The 16,167-nt window shown below is 56.2% G+C and carries 13 protein-coding genes; 10 read left to right on the top strand and 3 right to left on the bottom strand.

All coding sequences use genetic code 11. The annotated features are described in order from the left end of the window. Positions 1-97 precede the first annotated feature (97 nt). From BMX75_RS14965 to BMX75_RS14950, 4 genes are all read left to right on the top strand, one after another. Complete coding sequence (locus BMX75_RS14965) at positions 98-1,609, top strand: carbohydrate porin (RefSeq protein ID WP_092829282.1); 1,512 nt, start codon at positions 98-100, stop codon at positions 1,607-1,609. Positions 1,610-1,799: 190 nt separating this feature from the next. After that, a complete protein-coding gene (locus BMX75_RS14960) occupies positions 1,800-2,324 on the top strand; it encodes a DUF3455 domain-containing protein (protein ID WP_092829280.1) in 525 nt (174 codons plus the stop codon). 110 nt (positions 2,325-2,434) lie between these two features. Further along, positions 2,435-2,998, top strand: coding sequence for a sigma-70 family RNA polymerase sigma factor (locus tag BMX75_RS14955; protein ID WP_092829278.1), 564 nt, complete (start codon positions 2,435-2,437; stop codon positions 2,996-2,998). Then, complete coding sequence (locus BMX75_RS14950) at positions 2,995-3,711, top strand: anti-sigma factor (RefSeq protein ID WP_092829276.1); 717 nt, start codon at positions 2,995-2,997, stop codon at positions 3,709-3,711. Before BMX75_RS14955 ends, BMX75_RS14950 begins: the two co-directional genes overlap by 4 nt. On the opposite strand, the gene trkA is transcribed toward BMX75_RS14950, so the two are convergent. After that, on the bottom strand, positions 3,708-5,081 hold the full coding sequence (gene trkA, locus BMX75_RS14945) for a Trk system potassium transporter TrkA (protein WP_092829274.1): 1,374 nt from the start codon (positions 5,079-5,081) through the stop codon (positions 3,708-3,710). The genes BMX75_RS14950 and trkA overlap by 4 nt on opposite strands. 195 nt (positions 5,082-5,276) lie before the next feature. Here trkA and kdpF point away from each other — a divergent pair, with 195 nt between their 5' ends. From kdpF to BMX75_RS14915, 6 genes are read left to right on the top strand one after another with little or no spacing between them, the layout of a single operon-like run. Continuing rightward, the gene (kdpF, locus tag BMX75_RS18425) at positions 5,277-5,357 is read left to right on the top strand and encodes a K(+)-transporting ATPase subunit F (protein WP_083003017.1); all 81 of its coding nucleotides are present in this window, start codon (positions 5,277-5,279) and stop codon (positions 5,355-5,357) included. Positions 5,358-5,366: 9 nt separating this feature from the next. Next, positions 5,367-7,058: a potassium-transporting ATPase subunit KdpA gene (gene kdpA, locus BMX75_RS14935; RefSeq protein WP_092829272.1), complete on the top strand. Its 1,692-nt coding sequence runs from the start codon at positions 5,367-5,369 to the stop codon at positions 7,056-7,058. A 10-nt stretch (positions 7,059-7,068) separates the two neighbouring features. Continuing rightward, positions 7,069-9,105, top strand: a complete 2,037-nt coding sequence (gene kdpB, locus BMX75_RS14930) for a potassium-transporting ATPase subunit KdpB (protein WP_092829270.1) — start codon at positions 7,069-7,071, stop codon at positions 9,103-9,105. A gap of 10 nt (positions 9,106-9,115) precedes the next feature. After that, positions 9,116-9,754, top strand: a complete 639-nt coding sequence (gene kdpC, locus BMX75_RS14925) for a potassium-transporting ATPase subunit KdpC (RefSeq protein ID WP_245748586.1) — start codon at positions 9,116-9,118, stop codon at positions 9,752-9,754. A 4-nt stretch (positions 9,755-9,758) separates the two neighbouring features. Continuing rightward, positions 9,759-12,443, top strand: coding sequence for a sensor histidine kinase (locus BMX75_RS14920; RefSeq protein ID WP_092829268.1), 2,685 nt, complete (start codon positions 9,759-9,761; stop codon positions 12,441-12,443). Further along, positions 12,433-13,158 carry a response regulator gene (locus BMX75_RS14915; protein ID WP_092829266.1) on the top strand — a complete coding sequence of 242 codons (726 nt, stop codon included), beginning with the start codon at positions 12,433-12,435 and terminating at the stop codon, positions 13,156-13,158. The genes BMX75_RS14920 and BMX75_RS14915 overlap by 11 nt, the downstream gene beginning before the upstream one ends. 14 nt (positions 13,159-13,172) lie before the next feature. On the opposite strand, the gene BMX75_RS14910 is transcribed toward BMX75_RS14915, so the two are convergent. Beyond that, positions 13,173-14,660, bottom strand: a complete 1,488-nt coding sequence (locus BMX75_RS14910; RefSeq protein ID WP_092829264.1) for a TrkH family potassium uptake protein — start codon at positions 14,658-14,660, stop codon at positions 13,173-13,175. Between the two features lie 190 nt (positions 14,661-14,850). After that, on the bottom strand, positions 14,851-16,116 hold the full coding sequence (locus BMX75_RS14905; RefSeq protein WP_217639886.1) for a TrkH family potassium uptake protein: 1,266 nt from the start codon (positions 16,114-16,116) through the stop codon (positions 14,851-14,853). Positions 16,117-16,167: the final 51 nt, after the last annotated feature.

Here is a 16,167-nt window from a genome sequence, read left to right as displayed (position 1 = left end):
CGATTTACAACAATCGACTCAAACACGACCGCTTTCATGCGCATCGGATTGCAACGCAGTGACGGGCGGGCGTCGAACAACAATAGGGTTTAAAACAATGGATAAAATGACGTTCAAAACACCGCTGGCGATTGCCATCGCCGCCGCCAGCTTGGGTGTCAGCGGTGCGGCCATGGCCGATACCACCATGGAAGAGCGGCTTGCCGAGTTGGAAGCGCGGATTATCGCCGCTGAGCAGCGAGCCGACGCCGCCGAGCAGCGTGCTGCCGAGGCTGAACAGCAACGCGCCGCGACCGCCGATATTGAAAGCGATGCTGAAATTGAAGAGCGTCTGGCAAGGGTAGAGCGCTATGCTGACGGCGAAGAAGGGTTTTCATTCAATGTTTATGCACGCTCGGGCCTGTTGATCGGTGAAGATGGCAAAAGTGCAGAGGGTGGCCCTTACGTCACACCTGCAGGCCCTGAAGGCGGCGCGGTGGGTCGCTTGGGTAACGAGCCCGATACCTATGCCGAAGCGATTCTGAACTACCGCATGCGGTTCGATAACGGCGCCAAAGCGCTATACCGCACCATGATTGCCGACGGCACCACCTCGAGCAATGACTGGACTGGCGGCGAGTCGGATATCAACGTCCGTCAGGTATATGCTGAATTCAGCGATCTACCGAGCTTTACCGGGGCGTTTGAAAACGCTTCCATCTGGGCCGGTAAGCGTTTTGACCGCGACAACTTCGACATCCACTGGCTGGATAGCGACGTGGTCTTCCTCGCCGGTACCGGTGGCGGTATTTACGACATGCAACTGGCCGATAACTGGAAATCCAACCTGTCGATTTACGGTCGCAGCTTTGCCGATTTTGACGTGGTCAGTAGTGAAGACCCCGGCCTTGAGGGCAATACCGATAACCTGATCCTGACCTCCAATAACTACTTTGGTAACTGGCAGTGGATGGTCAACGGCATGTCCGCCGCCGATAACGACACCCGTGATATCGGCGCCGGGCAGGAAGCCGCCGAAAACGGTTTCCACACCATGGTGGCGTATCACGGCGACAGCTTCTTCGGCATGGGCGAGGGCAGTTATAAAGCGGCGGTGCTGCATGGCCAGGGGCTGGGCGCCGAGACGAAAAACATCGGCGCCAACGGTGATTTGACCGATGATGCCAGCTCAACCCGTCTAGCGCTTTATGGGACTACCTATCTCGCACCCAAATGGCGTATTGCGCCTTCCGTACTGGCAGAAACCAGCGAAGACCGTTTTGCGGAAGGCGATTCGTATGACTGGGCCACGCTCAACGTACGTTTGGCCAACGAGCTGACTGAAAACTTCGAAATGCAGTACGAAGCCAGCTACCAGATGATCGACATCGACCCCCAGGGCTATTCAAGTCGCAACGAAGTTGACGGGGACTACACCAAGTTCACCGTTGCGCCGACTTTCAAGCCGGAAGTAGGTGGTTTCTGGCAGCGGCCTGAAATTCGCCTGTTCGCAACCTGGAGTGATTGGGACGACGAACTTAACGATTATTCGGCGACCGACTCCTTTGGCTCTGATGAATTTACCGGCAGCCAATGGACCTTTGGCATTCAAAGCGAAGTCTGGTTCTAAGCCAGTAGGCCTGGTAAGAGGCCAGGCCGCTTACTGTTTACCCGTTTCTGATTGCCCGCGACACGTCGCGGGCTTTTTTACGTTTTTTAGAAATATTATGAATTGGCTGCATCCAAAACGTCTCCTCGCGGGTATTCCCTATACAGCCGCTATTTAAGGCAGCTGATATTAAACCTTTAGGAGACTGAAAATGACCCTTCATCATCTAACGCGCGCTACCTTGGCCGCCACTCTGATTGCATCCTTCAGTCACGCTGCGCTTGCCGACATGACGCCCGCGGACGTCCAGGTACCGGACGGCAATGCCGTTGCGCTCGAAACCGTCGGTGTTGGCGCAATCACTTATATGTGTGAAATGAACGACGAAGACACCATGGCTTGGGTATTTAAAGGCCCACACGCCGCGCTTAATGATAGCGACGGCAGCCAGGTCGGCAGTTACTACGGCCCGCCCGCCACCTGGGAAGCACTGGATGGCTCGAAAGTCACCGGTACCCAACTGGCAACCGCCGCCAATGGTGATGGCAACATTCCACTCCAGCTTGTTGAAGCCAACCCCGCTGAAGGCGAAGGCGCTATGACCGGCGTCAGCTACATCCAGCGGCTGAACACCCAGGGTGGCGTTGCTCCGGATGTGGCCTGCGATATGGATCATGACGGTGCCACCGCCGTCGTTACCTACCAAGCCGATTATATCTTCTGGTCGGCTGAATAAGTCGACGAGAGCGCTAATTCCGCTGGGGTCTCGTTTGTCGAGCCTCCAGCGGCTATGCTGTCTTTGGGAACGACGACCGACGTCGGCGCCGTCACCAGGGAGCTAGGGGTTTGACTGACGAGTCTTTAGAGTTTGATCATGCTTCGGTATTAGCCAAGTGTGCCCGCGGCGAGCATGACGCCTTGCACCAACTTTATGTTTATGAAGGTGCCCGGCTGTTAGGCGTTGTCCTAAGAATCGTCAAGGATCGCGGCATGGCCGAAGACATTGTCCACGATGCCTGCCTTAATATTTGGCAACGCGCCAATAGCTTCGACCCAGCCAAAGGGTCGGCGCGAACATGGATATTCAGTGTGGCGCGCCATCAGGCATTAAACGCCATCCGTTACCGTGATCGTGAAATCACGTTTGATAGTAACGACCCCACCGACATAGACCTCGACGAACATTTCCAGCATTCGTCCGTTGTCGAAGATGCCTTCGATTGGCAGACCGGCCAGCGCATGGATGACTGCCTGCATCAGTTAGAGACCGAGCGGCGTAACTGTGTGCTCCATGCCTATGTGGATGGTCTCAGTCATGCGGAAATTTCCGCCCACACGGGGGCACCGCTGGGTACCGTCAAAGCCTGGATAAAACGCAGCCTGCTGCGCCTAAGGGAGTGTATGGCATGACCGGTCCCCTTGATCAAGACGACTACGCCCTGGCGGGTGAATACGTACTGGGAACACTGTCGTTGGCACAGCGCAAGGCAGTAGAAGCGCGACTCAAACACGAGCCGGAATTGCTCAGAGCGGTGATGGCATGGGAAGAACGCTTCGTGCCCTATACCGCGCTGACTCAGCCAGTAAGGCCTTCTGACTCTTTATGGCCACGTATCGAACGCAGCCTTAATGCTTTGCATGACTCACAAAGTGCCAGCGTTACAACGCCGCCACGCCGTCGCTGGGTCACCCAGTTGCCGTTTTGGCAGGGAGCTGCCGGTATTGGAATGGCTGCCGCGTTAGTCATGGGCGTGATGTTGAGCCAGGTATCCACCGCGCCTACAACGCCAGAGTACATGGTGGTATTGCTCGCGCCACAAAGCCAGTCCGCGGGGTGGGTCGTTCAGGCCTCAAATCAACAGCAAATTGAGTTGATACCGTTGGGTACCTTTGAAGTGCCGGATGGCAAGGCGCTTGAGTTCTGGACCAAGGCTGACGAATGGCAGGCGCCGGTATCGCTTGGCCTGGTCGAGCCAGGTCAGCCCATCCGCCTGCGCCTGGATGAGCTGCCGCCGCTTCAGGATAACCAGCTTTTTGAGCTCACTCTGGAAGATGACACCGGCTCGCCCACCGGCCTGCCGACGGGCCCCATCCAGTTCATTGGCCGCGCGGTGGAAATCTAGAAAAATGTCAGCCCCACCTGGAAGAGGCGCTCCACGTCACGGATGCGCCGCTTGTCGATAACGAACAGGATGACGTGGTCACCGCTTTCGATGACGATGTGGTCGTGGGCGATCATCACCTCCTTGCCGCGCACGATCGCGCCGATGGTGGTGCCGTCGGGCAGGTCGATCTCGCGAATGGTGCGCCCGACCACCCTGGACGACTGCTTGTCGCCATGAGCGATGGCCTCGATGGCCTCGGCGGCGCCCCGGCGCAGCGAGTGGACGTTGACGATATCGCCACGGCGCACATGGGTCAGCAGGCTGCCGATGGTTGCCTGCTGGGGGGATATGGCAATATCGATCTCGCCGCCCTGGACCAGGTCCACATAGGCGGCGTTGTTGATCAGTGTCAGCACCTTTTTGGCGCCCATCCGCTTGGCCAGCAGCGACGACATGATATTGACCTCGTCGTCGTTGGTCAGCGTGCAGAAAATATCGCAGTCCTCGATGTTCTCTTCTTCCAGCAGCCGCTTGCTGGTGGCGCTGCCGTGGAGCACCACGGTGCGGTCGAGCCGCTCGGAGAGCGTGGTGCAACGTTCCAGGCTGTGCTCGATGATCTTGACCTGGTGGCTGTGCTCCAGGTGCTCGGCCAGGCGCTCGCCGATGTTGCCGCCCCCGGCGATCACCACCCGGCGGAAATCCCGTTCGACCCGGCGCAGTTCGCTCATTACCGCGCGAATATCGCGGCGTGCCGCCAGGAAGAAGACTTCGTCGTCGGCTTCGATGACCGTATCGCCGCGGGGGATGATCGGCCGGTTGCGGCGGTAGATCGCCGCCACCCGGGTGTCCACATTGGGCATGTGGCGGCGCAGAAAGGCCAGGTCCTGGCCCACCAGCGGGCCACCGTAGAACGCCTTGACGGCGACCAGTTGCACAAGCCCACCAGCGAATTCCAACACCTGCAGCGCGCCAGGATGCTCGATCAGGCGGCGCACGTGGTCGGTGACCACCTGCTCGGGGCTGATCAGCACGTCGATGGGAATCGCTTCGTGGGCGAACAGCCCCTTGCGGGTCAGGTACGCCGAGGAGCGCACCCGGGCGATCTTGGTCGGGGTGCGGAACAGGGTATGCGCCACCTGGCAGGCGATCATGTTGATTTCGTCGCTGCTGGTGACGGCAATCAGCATGTCGGCGTCTTCGCCGCCCGCCTGACGCAGCACGATGGGGTAGGAACCCGCGCCGGTGACCGTGCGGATGTCGATTTTAGTGTGCAGTTCGCGCAGTTTCTTGGCATCGGTATCGACGACGGTGATGTCGTTTTCCTCACGGGCCAGGTATTCCGCAAGGGTGCCGCCGACCTGGCCGGCGCCCAAAATAATGATCTTCATCGGTGGCAGGTTACTCCGACAGTGTGTTGGTGAAGATAGTCACCCATCCAAGGGGAAGCTGTCGAGGCTGACCTTTCCTCAAAGTGACGAAAAACACTTTTTTACGTCTTTTTGACGATTAACGCTTTAAACGCCATCGAATTTTTACGCGGGCAATCCCTATTCTCAAAGTGCCAATAACAGGAGGCACTTATCATGAATATTGCATTGTTAATCATCGCGACTGGCACGGCGGCGTATCTGTTTTACGCGCTGGTTTGCCCCGAGCGTTTTTAGGAGATCGCCATGAACGATATGATCGCCATTTACGCCTTGGTGGCCTTGCTCAGCGTCCCATTAGGCATCTATATCGCCCGAGCGTTAAGCACCCAGCCTAGCCGAATCGACACGCTGTTTAGTGTGATAGAAAAGCCTATCTATCGGCTGGCAGGCATTAACAGCCAACAAACCATGACTTGGCAGGCGTATGCGTTAGCTATTCTCAAGCTGCATGTGGGCTTGATTCTGCTGGCATGGCTCGTGTTTATGTGTCAGAGCATGCTGCCACTCAATCCTGACGGCATACCCGGTATGCCTTGGGACACGGCGTTGCATACCGCGGTGTCATTTGCCACCAACACCAACCAGCAGCACTACTCAGGTCAGGCGCAGCTTTCTCACCTGAGTCAGACCCTGGCCATTGTCACCCTGCAGTTTTTGACACCTGCCACAGGGTTAGCGGTATTGGTTGCTATCGCACGCACGTTGTTGGTTGCTCGGCCCGCTGGCCTGATCAAAGGCGTCGGCAATTACTACCACGATCTTACCCGCACCGTCGTGCGCGTCATGCTGCCACTGGCAACGGTAGTGGCTTTATTGCTAACCTCGCAGGGCGTACCCTCCAGCTATCAGGCAGCGCATCAGGTAGACATGCTCGACGCGCAAGTCGAGGAAGTTCAGTTAATCCCATTGGGGCCAGTGGCTTCCATGGTGGCGATCAAGCAGCTGGGCACCAACGGTGGCGGCTGGTATGGACCCAACTCCACCGTGCCCCTTGAGAACCCCACCCCGCTGGCCAACGTCATCGAAACCGCCTCAATCACACTTATCCCCGTGGCGCTGCTTATCGCGATTGCGCTGATCAGCGGTCGACGCCGATTAATGATGGGCATTGGTGTCGTGATGATCGCGTTCTCGCTTATTTCCACCTCCGTAGTAGTCTATTCGGAACGTATGCCCAATGCTGCCCTTGTCGAGCTGTCCCAGGCCGGGGCGAATTTAGAGGGTAAAGAGCTGCGCTTTGGTACGGACCTTTCCGCTCTGTGGGGCAGTTGGACGACGCAAACCTCCAATGGCTCGGTTAACGCCATGCACGACAGCTTCAACCCCATGGGCGGCATGATGCTGCTGATGGATATGTTCGTGAACGTGACCTTCGGCGGGGTGGGCGTCGGGCTGATTGGTTTCTTTCTGTATCTTATGTTGGCGGCCTTCGTCGGCTCTTTGATGGTGGGAAGGGCGCCCGAGCTTTTTGGCAAGCCGCTTGAAACCCGCGAAATGCGTTGGATCTCGTTGGCCATTCTTGCTCAGCCGCTGGTCATTCTTGGTTTATCTGCGCTTACGGTTGCAATGCCCGGCGCCGCGGGCAACTCAAACCCTGGTTTCCACGGTTTATCTCAAGTGCTTTACGAATTTACCTCGGCCTTCGCCAATAACGGCTCTGGTTTTGAAGGGCTTGGCGATGATACGCCGTGGTGGAATATCGCCTGTGTGGTTGCCCTATTGATTGGCCGCTTCTTACCTATGCTAGTGCCATTAGCCGTCGCTGGCTGGTTGGCCGCTAAGCGCACGGCTCCGGCGGGGCGTGGCACGCTGCCCATGGACAGCCCGGCTTTTATGGGCCTGACCGCAGGGGTGATTGTGATCGTCAACCTGCTTGGCTTCTTACCGGCGTTAGTACTTGGCCCGATTGCAGAATCCGTCGTGCAAGGCTTCTAGGAGAAAAGAGATGTCACATACAGAGCTTGCTAAACAGACGCGTCGTTCGCTACCCATTGGCCAAGTTGTCACCGGCGCGGTGAAAGGGCTTGCGCCCCATCTACTGGCGCGCAACCCGGTTATGGCGGTGGTCGCCATTGGTACGGTGGTGTGTTTCGGGCTAACGCCCATTGCCTTCGCGCAGGGTGAAAACGGCGGTTTTGCACTCACCATTGCGCTACTGCTGCTTGCTACCGTGCTGTTTGCCACCGGTGCGGAGTCACTGGCGGAGTCCCGGGGTAAGGCCCACGCGGGCGCGCTGCGCAAAACCAAAGGGGAACTCAAGGCGGCTAAGCTAAACGCTGATGGCACCACCAGCGACGTGACCGCCGACTCACTGCGCAAAGGCGACCGAGTAAAAGTTGTGGCAGGTGAGCTGATTCCTGCAGATGGCGATATCGTCGAGGGTGCCGCATCTATCAACGAGTCGGCGGTAACCGGTGAGTCCGCGCCGGTGCTGCGTGAGGCGGGTACCGATAACAGCGGCGTCAGCGCGGGCACCAAAGTGCTCTCGGATCAGCTGATTATTGAAGTCAGCGCCAACCCCGGTGAGTCCCTGCTGGATCGTATGATCGCCTTGGTAGAGGGCGCGAGCCGTCAGAAAACGCCTTCCGAGCTGGCGCTTTCGGTGCTGCTGGCGATGCTTACCCTGGTGTTCCTGATCGTGGTGGTCACGCTGGTACCCATGGCGGCTTTTGTTGGGGTAGAAACCTCGACGGTCATGCTGGTAGCCCTTTTGGTGTGTCTGATTCCCACGACGATAGGTGGTCTCTTGCCAGCCATCGGCATCGCCGGAATGGAGCGCGCCATGCGAGCGAACCTGGTTGCCAAGTCTGGCAAGGCAGTAGAAATCGCAGGCAGTATCGACACGCTGCTCCTGGATAAAACCGGCACGATTACGCTGGGCGACCGGCGCGCGACGGAGTTTGCCCCCTGCCAGCAGGTGCCACGTAACAAGGTGCGCGACGCGGCGTTCCTGACCTCGCTGGAAGACCCTACACCGGAGGGTAAGTCGATTGTGACGCTCGCTAACGAGCAGGGTGTGGATGTGCAGCTCAGTGAAGAAGCCGATGGCGCCACTTTTGAAGCCTTCAGCGCTGAAACGCGCCTGTCGGGTGTGGATCTGGCCAGCGGTAGAAAAATACGCAAGGGCGCGCCTAATGCCATCACAGAGTGGGTCAAGGCACAGGGGGGTGAGGTCCCCAGCGATTATCACCAGGTCATTGAGCGTATATCGCGAGATGGCGCGACGCCTATTGCCGTGGCAGAAGACAAGCAAGTCTTGGGTGTGGTGGCGCTGTCTGACGTGATTAAAAGCGGTATCGCAGAGAAGTTTGCCGAGCTGCGCGCCATGGGCATCAAAACCGTGATGATCACCGGCGACAACCCTATAACTGCCTCGTCAATCGCTGCCACGGCCGGGGTCGACGATTACATTGCCGAAGCCACCCCCGAGCGTAAGCTTTCGCTGATTCGCGAAGAGCAAGCCAGTGGTCGTCTGGTTGCCATGGTAGGCGACGGTACCAATGACGCTCCGGCGCTGGCTCAGGCCGACCTTGGCTTGGCCATGAACTCCGGCACCCAAGCCGCTCGCGAAGCGGGGAATATGGTCGACCTAGACTCCGACCCTGGCAAACTGATCAGCGCGGTAGAAATCGGTAAGCAGCTGTTGGTGACGCGGGGCGCACTAACCACGTTCTCCCTGGCGAATGATGTCGCGAAGTACTTCGTGATTTTGCCTGCCCTGTTTGCCGCCAGCTTCCCGGCGTTGGGCGTGCTCGATGTCATGAATCTGCATTCGCCGACGTCAGCGGTGCTTGCGGCGGTTCTGTTTAACGCCTTGATCATACCGGCCTTGATACCCTTTGCCCTGCGTGGGGTGTCGGTAAAGGCTGCATCGGCAACGGTATTGTTGCGCCGCAATCTGCTCATATATGGCCTCGGCGGGCTGCTGCTACCGTTCCCTGCGATCAAGCTGTTCGACATGCTAATTGCGTTATTTATCTAGGAGAAACGTCATGAACATGGATATGAAAAGCCACGTTGCTTCCAGTGACGAAGCGCAGCAGACAGTCAAGGCCTCATGGCAACATGCGCTTCGCTTTATGGGGGTGATGGCGGTGCTGCTCGGGCTTGTTTACCCCTTGGTCACCACAACAGTAGGCGGTTGGCTATTTCCAGAGCAGGCCCAAGGCAGTTTGGTACGCGACGGCGGTGGGCGGATAGTAGGTTCCTACTTGGTGTCGCAAACCTTTGTCAGCGACAAATATTTTATCGGCCGCCCTTCAGCAGCGGGCAACGATGCGGGCGGTGTTTCGGGGTCCAACTTGGCACCCAGTAATAAAGCGTTGCGCGAGCGAGCTCAGGCGGATGCGGAAGCCATCGCCGAGCGTGAAGGTGTCAGCGTCGATCAGATACCGGTTGATCTGATCACTGCCTCCGGTTCAGGAGTCGATCCGCACATTTCTCCAGCAGCCGCTGAATTACAGGCCTCAAGGGTAGCGCAGGCACGCGAAATCGACGAAGCTAGTGTGATCGAAATGATTGATAAAGCGCTTGAAAATACAGGCTGGCTAGGTTCGCCGGTGGTCAATGTACTGCGGCTGAACGTCAGTTTGGATGAGCGTTTCCCAGCCTCCACAACCGCCATGGAGTAGGCCAATGTACTCAGCGGATCAGCGACCCGATCCCAATGCATTGCTTAAAGCCGCGCGCCGGGAAGCGCGCGGTTGTTTGCGAGTATTTTTGGGAGCCGCTCCCGGTGTGGGCAAGACTTACACCATGCTGCGTACCGCTCGGGAGCGCGCTGAAGAGGGTGAGGATATCGTCATTGGCGTGGTGGAATCCCACGGACGAGCTGATACTGAGATGCTTTGCGAGGGGCTTTCGCGTATACCGCTGGCCCCTTTACAGCATCATGGCCGAACATTTTACGAATTCGATATTGACGAGGCGTTGGCACGACGTCCCGGTATTTTGCTGGTCGATGAATTGGCCCACCGCAATATCCCCGGCAGTCGGCATCCAAGGCGTTATCAGGATATCGAAGAATTACTGGATGCCGGCATCGATGTATGGACAACGGTCAACGTTCAGCATCTGGAGAGTCTCAATGACGATGTAGCTAGAATAACTGGCATCCGCATGCGTGAAACCGTGCCGGATGCCTTGCTTGAACGTGCACGCGACGTGTCTCTTGTGGATTTAACCCCCGAAGAACTGCTCGAGCGCTTAAGGCGAGGCAAGGTATATGTGCCCGAACAGGCGCGAGCGGCCATGGAAGGTTATTTCAACGAGTCGAACCTCAATGCGTTGCGCGAGCTGGCGATTCAAACCATGGCTGAAAGGGTCGATGCCGATGTCAAGGTGGCAATGGATGCCGGAGGGCGCGCGGGCCCTTGGCCTGTCAGGCCACACCTGCTGGTGGTGATCAGCGGCGATGCAGACGATGTGTCGCTTGTGCGTGCTGCCCACCGTATGGCCGAACGTCGTCTGGCTGTTTGGCGGGCGGTCTATGTCGATAAAGGCATTGCCTCCCCTGAGCAACAGCTTGCCGTCGAGCAAACCTTTAGCCTTGTGACTCGACTAGGTGGTGACTCCTTACGCTTACAGGGGCACAGTCAGCATGGCGAAGTACTCAACTACGCCCGTTCGATAAACGCCACCACCATTGTCGTGGGGCGGCCCGTAAAACGGCGCTGGTGGTCGTGGACAAGACCGTTACCTCAGCGATTGATGGATCATGGAGAAGATTTCGACATTGTGATCGTTGCCCAGGGCGCAATGAAACAACGTTGGGGAAAGCGTCAGCGTCGCCTTAGGCTGCGTTCTCCTCAGTTAATTGTTACCAGCCTGGCGGTGATGGCGTCCCTTGGCGTGGCTCATTTATTAGAACCCTGGCTGGAGCTGGCCAACCTGTCGCTGGTGTTTCTGGCCGCCGTATTATTCAGCGCCGTATGGGCGGGCACGACCATGGCCATGTTGAGTGCCGTGGCGGGCTTTTTGGTGTTCAATTTCTTTTTTACAGAGCCGCGTTTGACCTTTGCCATGGTGGAGCGGGGGCAACTGCTGACCGTGGTGTTTTTCTTTCTGGTAGCACTTGTGGTCGGACAGTTGGCGGGGCGTGGGCGTCAGCGCCTGATTGCCTTGCGAGCAAGTCGTGATCAGACCCAGTTGCTGCTGCACTACGCCGAACAGCTTTCAACGGCGACCGATAGTGCAAGCGCTGCAAAGGTGGGGGTCGATACGCTCGCTAAATGCTTGACGGTACCCGTCCTGTTTATAGAAACCGCTGAAACAGCCAGTGAGGTGCGGGTACTTCATGCCTTGCCCGATTCCGAGCATTTGGATATGACCGCCAAACAGGCCGCCGTGTGGAGCTGGCAACATCAGAAACCCAGTGGTCAAGGCACCGAAACGCTGAGCCAGCAGGCGTGGCGTCTGATACCGCTATCAGTGCAGAATCAAAAAGTCGGCATGCTGGCGCTCAAACTGTCGGAAAACCCCAATGGGCTCAATCATGAGCAGGAGTCGTTGATCGACACACTAGTGCGCCAGCTCAGCATGGCGCTAGAGCGCACACGCCTGGTGGCCGAATTGAACGCAACTCGTGTATCAGAAGAGAACGAGCGGCTACGCTCAGCGCTACTGTCGTCGGTGTCTCACGACTTGCGCACGCCGCTGTCATCCATCATTGGTGCCACCAGTTCGTTGATCGAGCTAAAAGCCCAGCTCAGTGAAGATGATCAGCGCGAGCTGCTGGATGGCATTTTATCCGAGAGCGAAAGGCTCAATCGTTATATCCAGAATCTGCTGGACATGACGCGCCTGGGACACGGCACCTTGAAGATTGAGCGCGACTGGGTGTCGTTTGACGATGTCATCAATTCAGCGCTTCAGCGCCTGGGCCAGTCGCTCAAGCATGTCGTGGTGCGAAGATCCTGGCCCACGACGCTGCCGTTGCTCTATGTCCACCCGGCGTTGGTTGAGCAGGCGCTGGTCAATGTTCTGGATAATGCACAGCGTTTTTCCCCGCCTGGCGGTGAGCTACTCATCAAAGCTCAACTGGGTGAAGGTGAGCCATCCACGCTGGTAATCACGATAGAAGACCAGGGGCCAGGGATTTCTCCTGAACTACGCGAGCAGGTGTTTGACATGTTCTACAGTGGCGGCGACGGAGACCGCAGTGCCCATGGCAGCGGCCTCGGCTTGGCTATTTGTCGCGGTATGATTGGCGCTCACGGTGGCACGATTAACGCTGATGCTGGCGAGAGCGGACGAGGTACGGCGATCATTATTACGCTGCCGCTATTAGGGGCAGACATTAGGAGTGAAGATGAAGAGTGAGGTTGGTGGACGCATTTTAATTGTCGATGATGAGCAGCAAATTCGCCGTTTTCTGCGCATCAGTCTGGCGTCCCAGGGCTATGGAGTATTAGAAGCAGAGAACGGTGAGCAGGCGTTGGCTGCGGTATACACGCAAGCGCCGGACGTAGTGTTACTCGACCTTGGCCTGCCGGACATGGAGGGCCATGACGTGCTGCGAGGTATCCGTGAGCAAAGCGCAGTGCCGGTCATTGTGGTCTCTGTGCGCGACAGGGAAGAAGAAAAGGTCTTCTCGCTGGATAACGGCGCCAACGACTACGTGACCAAGCCTTTTGGCATTCAGGAGCTACTCGCCCGCATAAGATCGGTCCAGCGTCAGGCTCAGCAAGCGAGAGGGGAAATGGCATCGAGTTATTATGTCAGTCAGGGATTGGCGATTGATCTTGAGCTAAGACGGGTAATGCTGCATCAAAGAGACGTGCATTTGACGCGCAAGGAATTTGCCGTCCTTGCCCGACTGTGCCGCTACGCCGGGCGAGTGATGACACAGACCCAGCTACTCAAGGAAGTATGGGGGCCGACCCATGTAGACGACTCCCATTACCTGCGTATTGTAGTTAGTCGCCTGCGTCAAAAGCTTGGCGATGATCCCCAAACGCCTGTGTTACTTCAAACAGAAGCAGGAGTCGGCTATCGACTGTTGGTAGAGCCAGCACAGCGACCTGCAACATCGTAATGATCGTAAAGACGCTAGCGACGCCAGAACATCGGCGTCAATAGTACCACCACCGTCAAAATTTCCAGGCGGCCCATCAGCATACCGATACAAAGTAGCCACTTTGCTGCGTCCGGTAACGTTGCAAAGTTGCCGGATGGGCCAATGGTATCGCCAAGACCGGGGCCCACGTTGGCAACGGCTGTTGCTGCACCCGACAGGGCGGTAACTATATCTAGGCCCAGCACCGAAAGCCCCAACGCTAGCACGGCAATGGTAATGAAAAAGAAAAATGAGAAAGCCACCACACTTCTTGAGATATCGCTGGTCACCGGCTGCTGATTGTAACGAGCAGAAAAGACACCGTTGGCATGAATCAGGTAGCGGAGTTGGTCACGCAGCATCAGCATGGCGATCTGGAAGCGAAAAATTTTCATGCCGCCGCTGGTGGAGCCGCTGCAGCCACCCACGAAGGTCAGGTAGAAAAATGCGACAATGGCCAGTGCACCCCATTGCGTATAGTCGTCGGATGCGTAGCCGGTGGTTGTGACAACAGAGATGACGTTGAAAGTGACGTGAGTAAGCGATTCAAGCCCAGAGTCGCCCTTCATTACCCGCCAGAAGGTGAGCAGGGCAATCGCGATGGCGAGGACGCCCAACAGCCCCCGAACCTGCTGGTCTTTCCACAGGGCGCTACGATAACCGCGAAGAAAGCGGATATAAAGCACAAACGGCAACGCCCCGCTGAGCATGAACAGACTAGCCATCCAGAGTATCCATGGCTGATCGTCGTAGGCACCAAACGACGCGTCTGAATTCGCGAAACCGCCGGTCGCAAGCGATGTCATGCCGTGGACAACAGCATCCAGAAGATCCATGCCTCCTAACCAGTAGCTGAGCATGGCCATCAGCGTCATTGTTACGTAGATGCTCAGCGTTGCCTTGGCGATGCCTCCCGTACGGGGCATGACCTTGTCTGACCAGTCTGAGGATTCCGTATGGAAAAGCCGCATCCCGCCGACTTTCAGAAACGGCAGGATGGCGATCCCCATGACGATAATGCCGATACCCCCCATCCATTGCATGATGCCCCGCCAGAGTTTAAGCCCGTCGGAGAGGTCCTCGATGCCCACCAATATCGTCGACCCAGTCGTGGTAATCGCAGAGACAGATTCAAACACTGCATTGGTTATGCTTAGCTGGGGAGCCCCCAAAATCAGTGGCAGACTTGCAAAGCCGGTAATACTCGCCCAACTGGCAGAGGTGAGCACGAACATTTGCCAGGGTTTGAGTTGCAATGACACCCTGCGGGTAAGTAGCCATGTAGTGAGGGCGGCACCAAGTACAATAAATAAAGACACCCCGAAAGCAGGAGCATCAGGATCTTTTTCTACCAGGAGAACAACCAAGGGTAGCGCCATGAACATCGCGAGTACCAGCCACAGCACTGACATGATTTTAAAGATTTGTGCCCAGTTACGGTAAGCGTCCCGATAGTAAAGTGCGCCGGGGAAAATGGTCATAGCGTCGCTCTTAAATTGCCCTAGTGTTCATCGTGGTATCTCATCATGGCAACTGGCAAAAGTCTGTAAAATTCTCCTAAAAAAATCGCACTGCCCCCCGAAGAATGGCTACGGACTTCACCGGAGGCACAAGGTAGGTTCAGAGTCATCGTGTCCAGCCCGGAAAATGAGTAGAAAAAGTCACGGAAGGTTAGCCAACAGGAAATTCGGTCGTTGCATATTTAACATGTGCCTTGTGGCGGATTGTGAGTGTGTAACCAAGGGTCAGGGGGCCTAGACGGCCAATGAGCATGACCGCCATGATGATTAACTGACCTGCAGTACCCAGTTCAGACGTTGTTCCACGGGATAATCCCACGGTGCCAAAAGCAGAGACAGCCTCAAAAGCGATGTCTAAGAAGTCATCTTTTACCAGAGTTGTAAGCATAAAAATGGCTAGGAAAATAGTTATCATGCCAATGGTTGTCGTCGCGAGCGCTTTAAGGAGAGTTTCTCTGCTTAATGAGCGACCAAAAAAATTCACATTCAAATTACCTTGCAGAAAAGACTTTGTAGCCGTAATTAATATGAAGAAAGTGGAAATTTTAATTCCACTAGCGGTGGAGTTAGGTGCCCCTCCAATAAACATCAGCAGGAGTAGTAATACGCTACTAGCGGCTGTCAGGGCCCCAATGTCGAGGGTGTTGAAGCCAGCGGTTCTTGGCGTTACGCCTTGAAACCAGGCGGCCAGCAGTTTGTTCCAAAACCCTTCCAGCGTGCCTAGCGTACTGGGATTGCTAAATTCCAGGAACAAAATCGCCGCAGTGGCAAACAAATTAAGGAACAGCGTTGTGCTTAAAATAATCTTTACATAAACTGAAAGTTTCGACCACGAGCGCTTCTCCAATACTTCCATGATGACGATATAGCCAAGCCCTCCCGTAATAAAAAGCCCTGTTACAGAAAGCGTGATGCCTGGGTGGGAAACATAGTCGGACAAGCTGTTGGAAGATAGTGCAAAGCCCGCGTTGTTAAATGCGGAGATAGTATAAAAGAGGGCGTTATATAGGCCCTCATCCCAGCCGAGCTCGGGGATAAAAAAATAGCTTAGGATAATAAATCCTATGGCTTCACTGACAAGGGCAAAGAGCGCAATGGAGCTTCCTGCTTTTCTGGCCGTTTGCAGAGATACTTCATTAAAAGCTTCTTGTGCTACTAGCTGTTGCTTGAGGCGTAACTTGAACCCGAGTGCTAGAGCGGTCAAAACCGCAAAGGTCATTAACCCTAGCCCACCTAATTGAATCAAACATAAGATAACGAGTTGGCCGAAGACCGTGTATTGACTGCCTGTATCGACAACCACTAAACCGGTTACGGTCATTGCGGAAGTGGCGGTAAACGCAGCTTCCATCCAGGTAACCGGCGTGACGGTGGCAAATGGCAGCTTAAGCAGGCATGTTCCAATGAAAATCAGCACTAGAAAGGACTCGAGCAATAGCAAAGGAGGTTTGATGCTCCGTCTACGCTT

It is taken from the genome of Vreelandella subterranea (genome assembly GCF_900111305.1).
Taxonomy (GTDB): domain Bacteria; phylum Pseudomonadota; class Gammaproteobacteria; order Pseudomonadales; family Halomonadaceae; genus Vreelandella; species Vreelandella subterranea.
The sequence above is the reverse complement of the archived record's forward strand: the minus strand, read 5'-3'. Positions and strand labels throughout refer to the sequence as shown.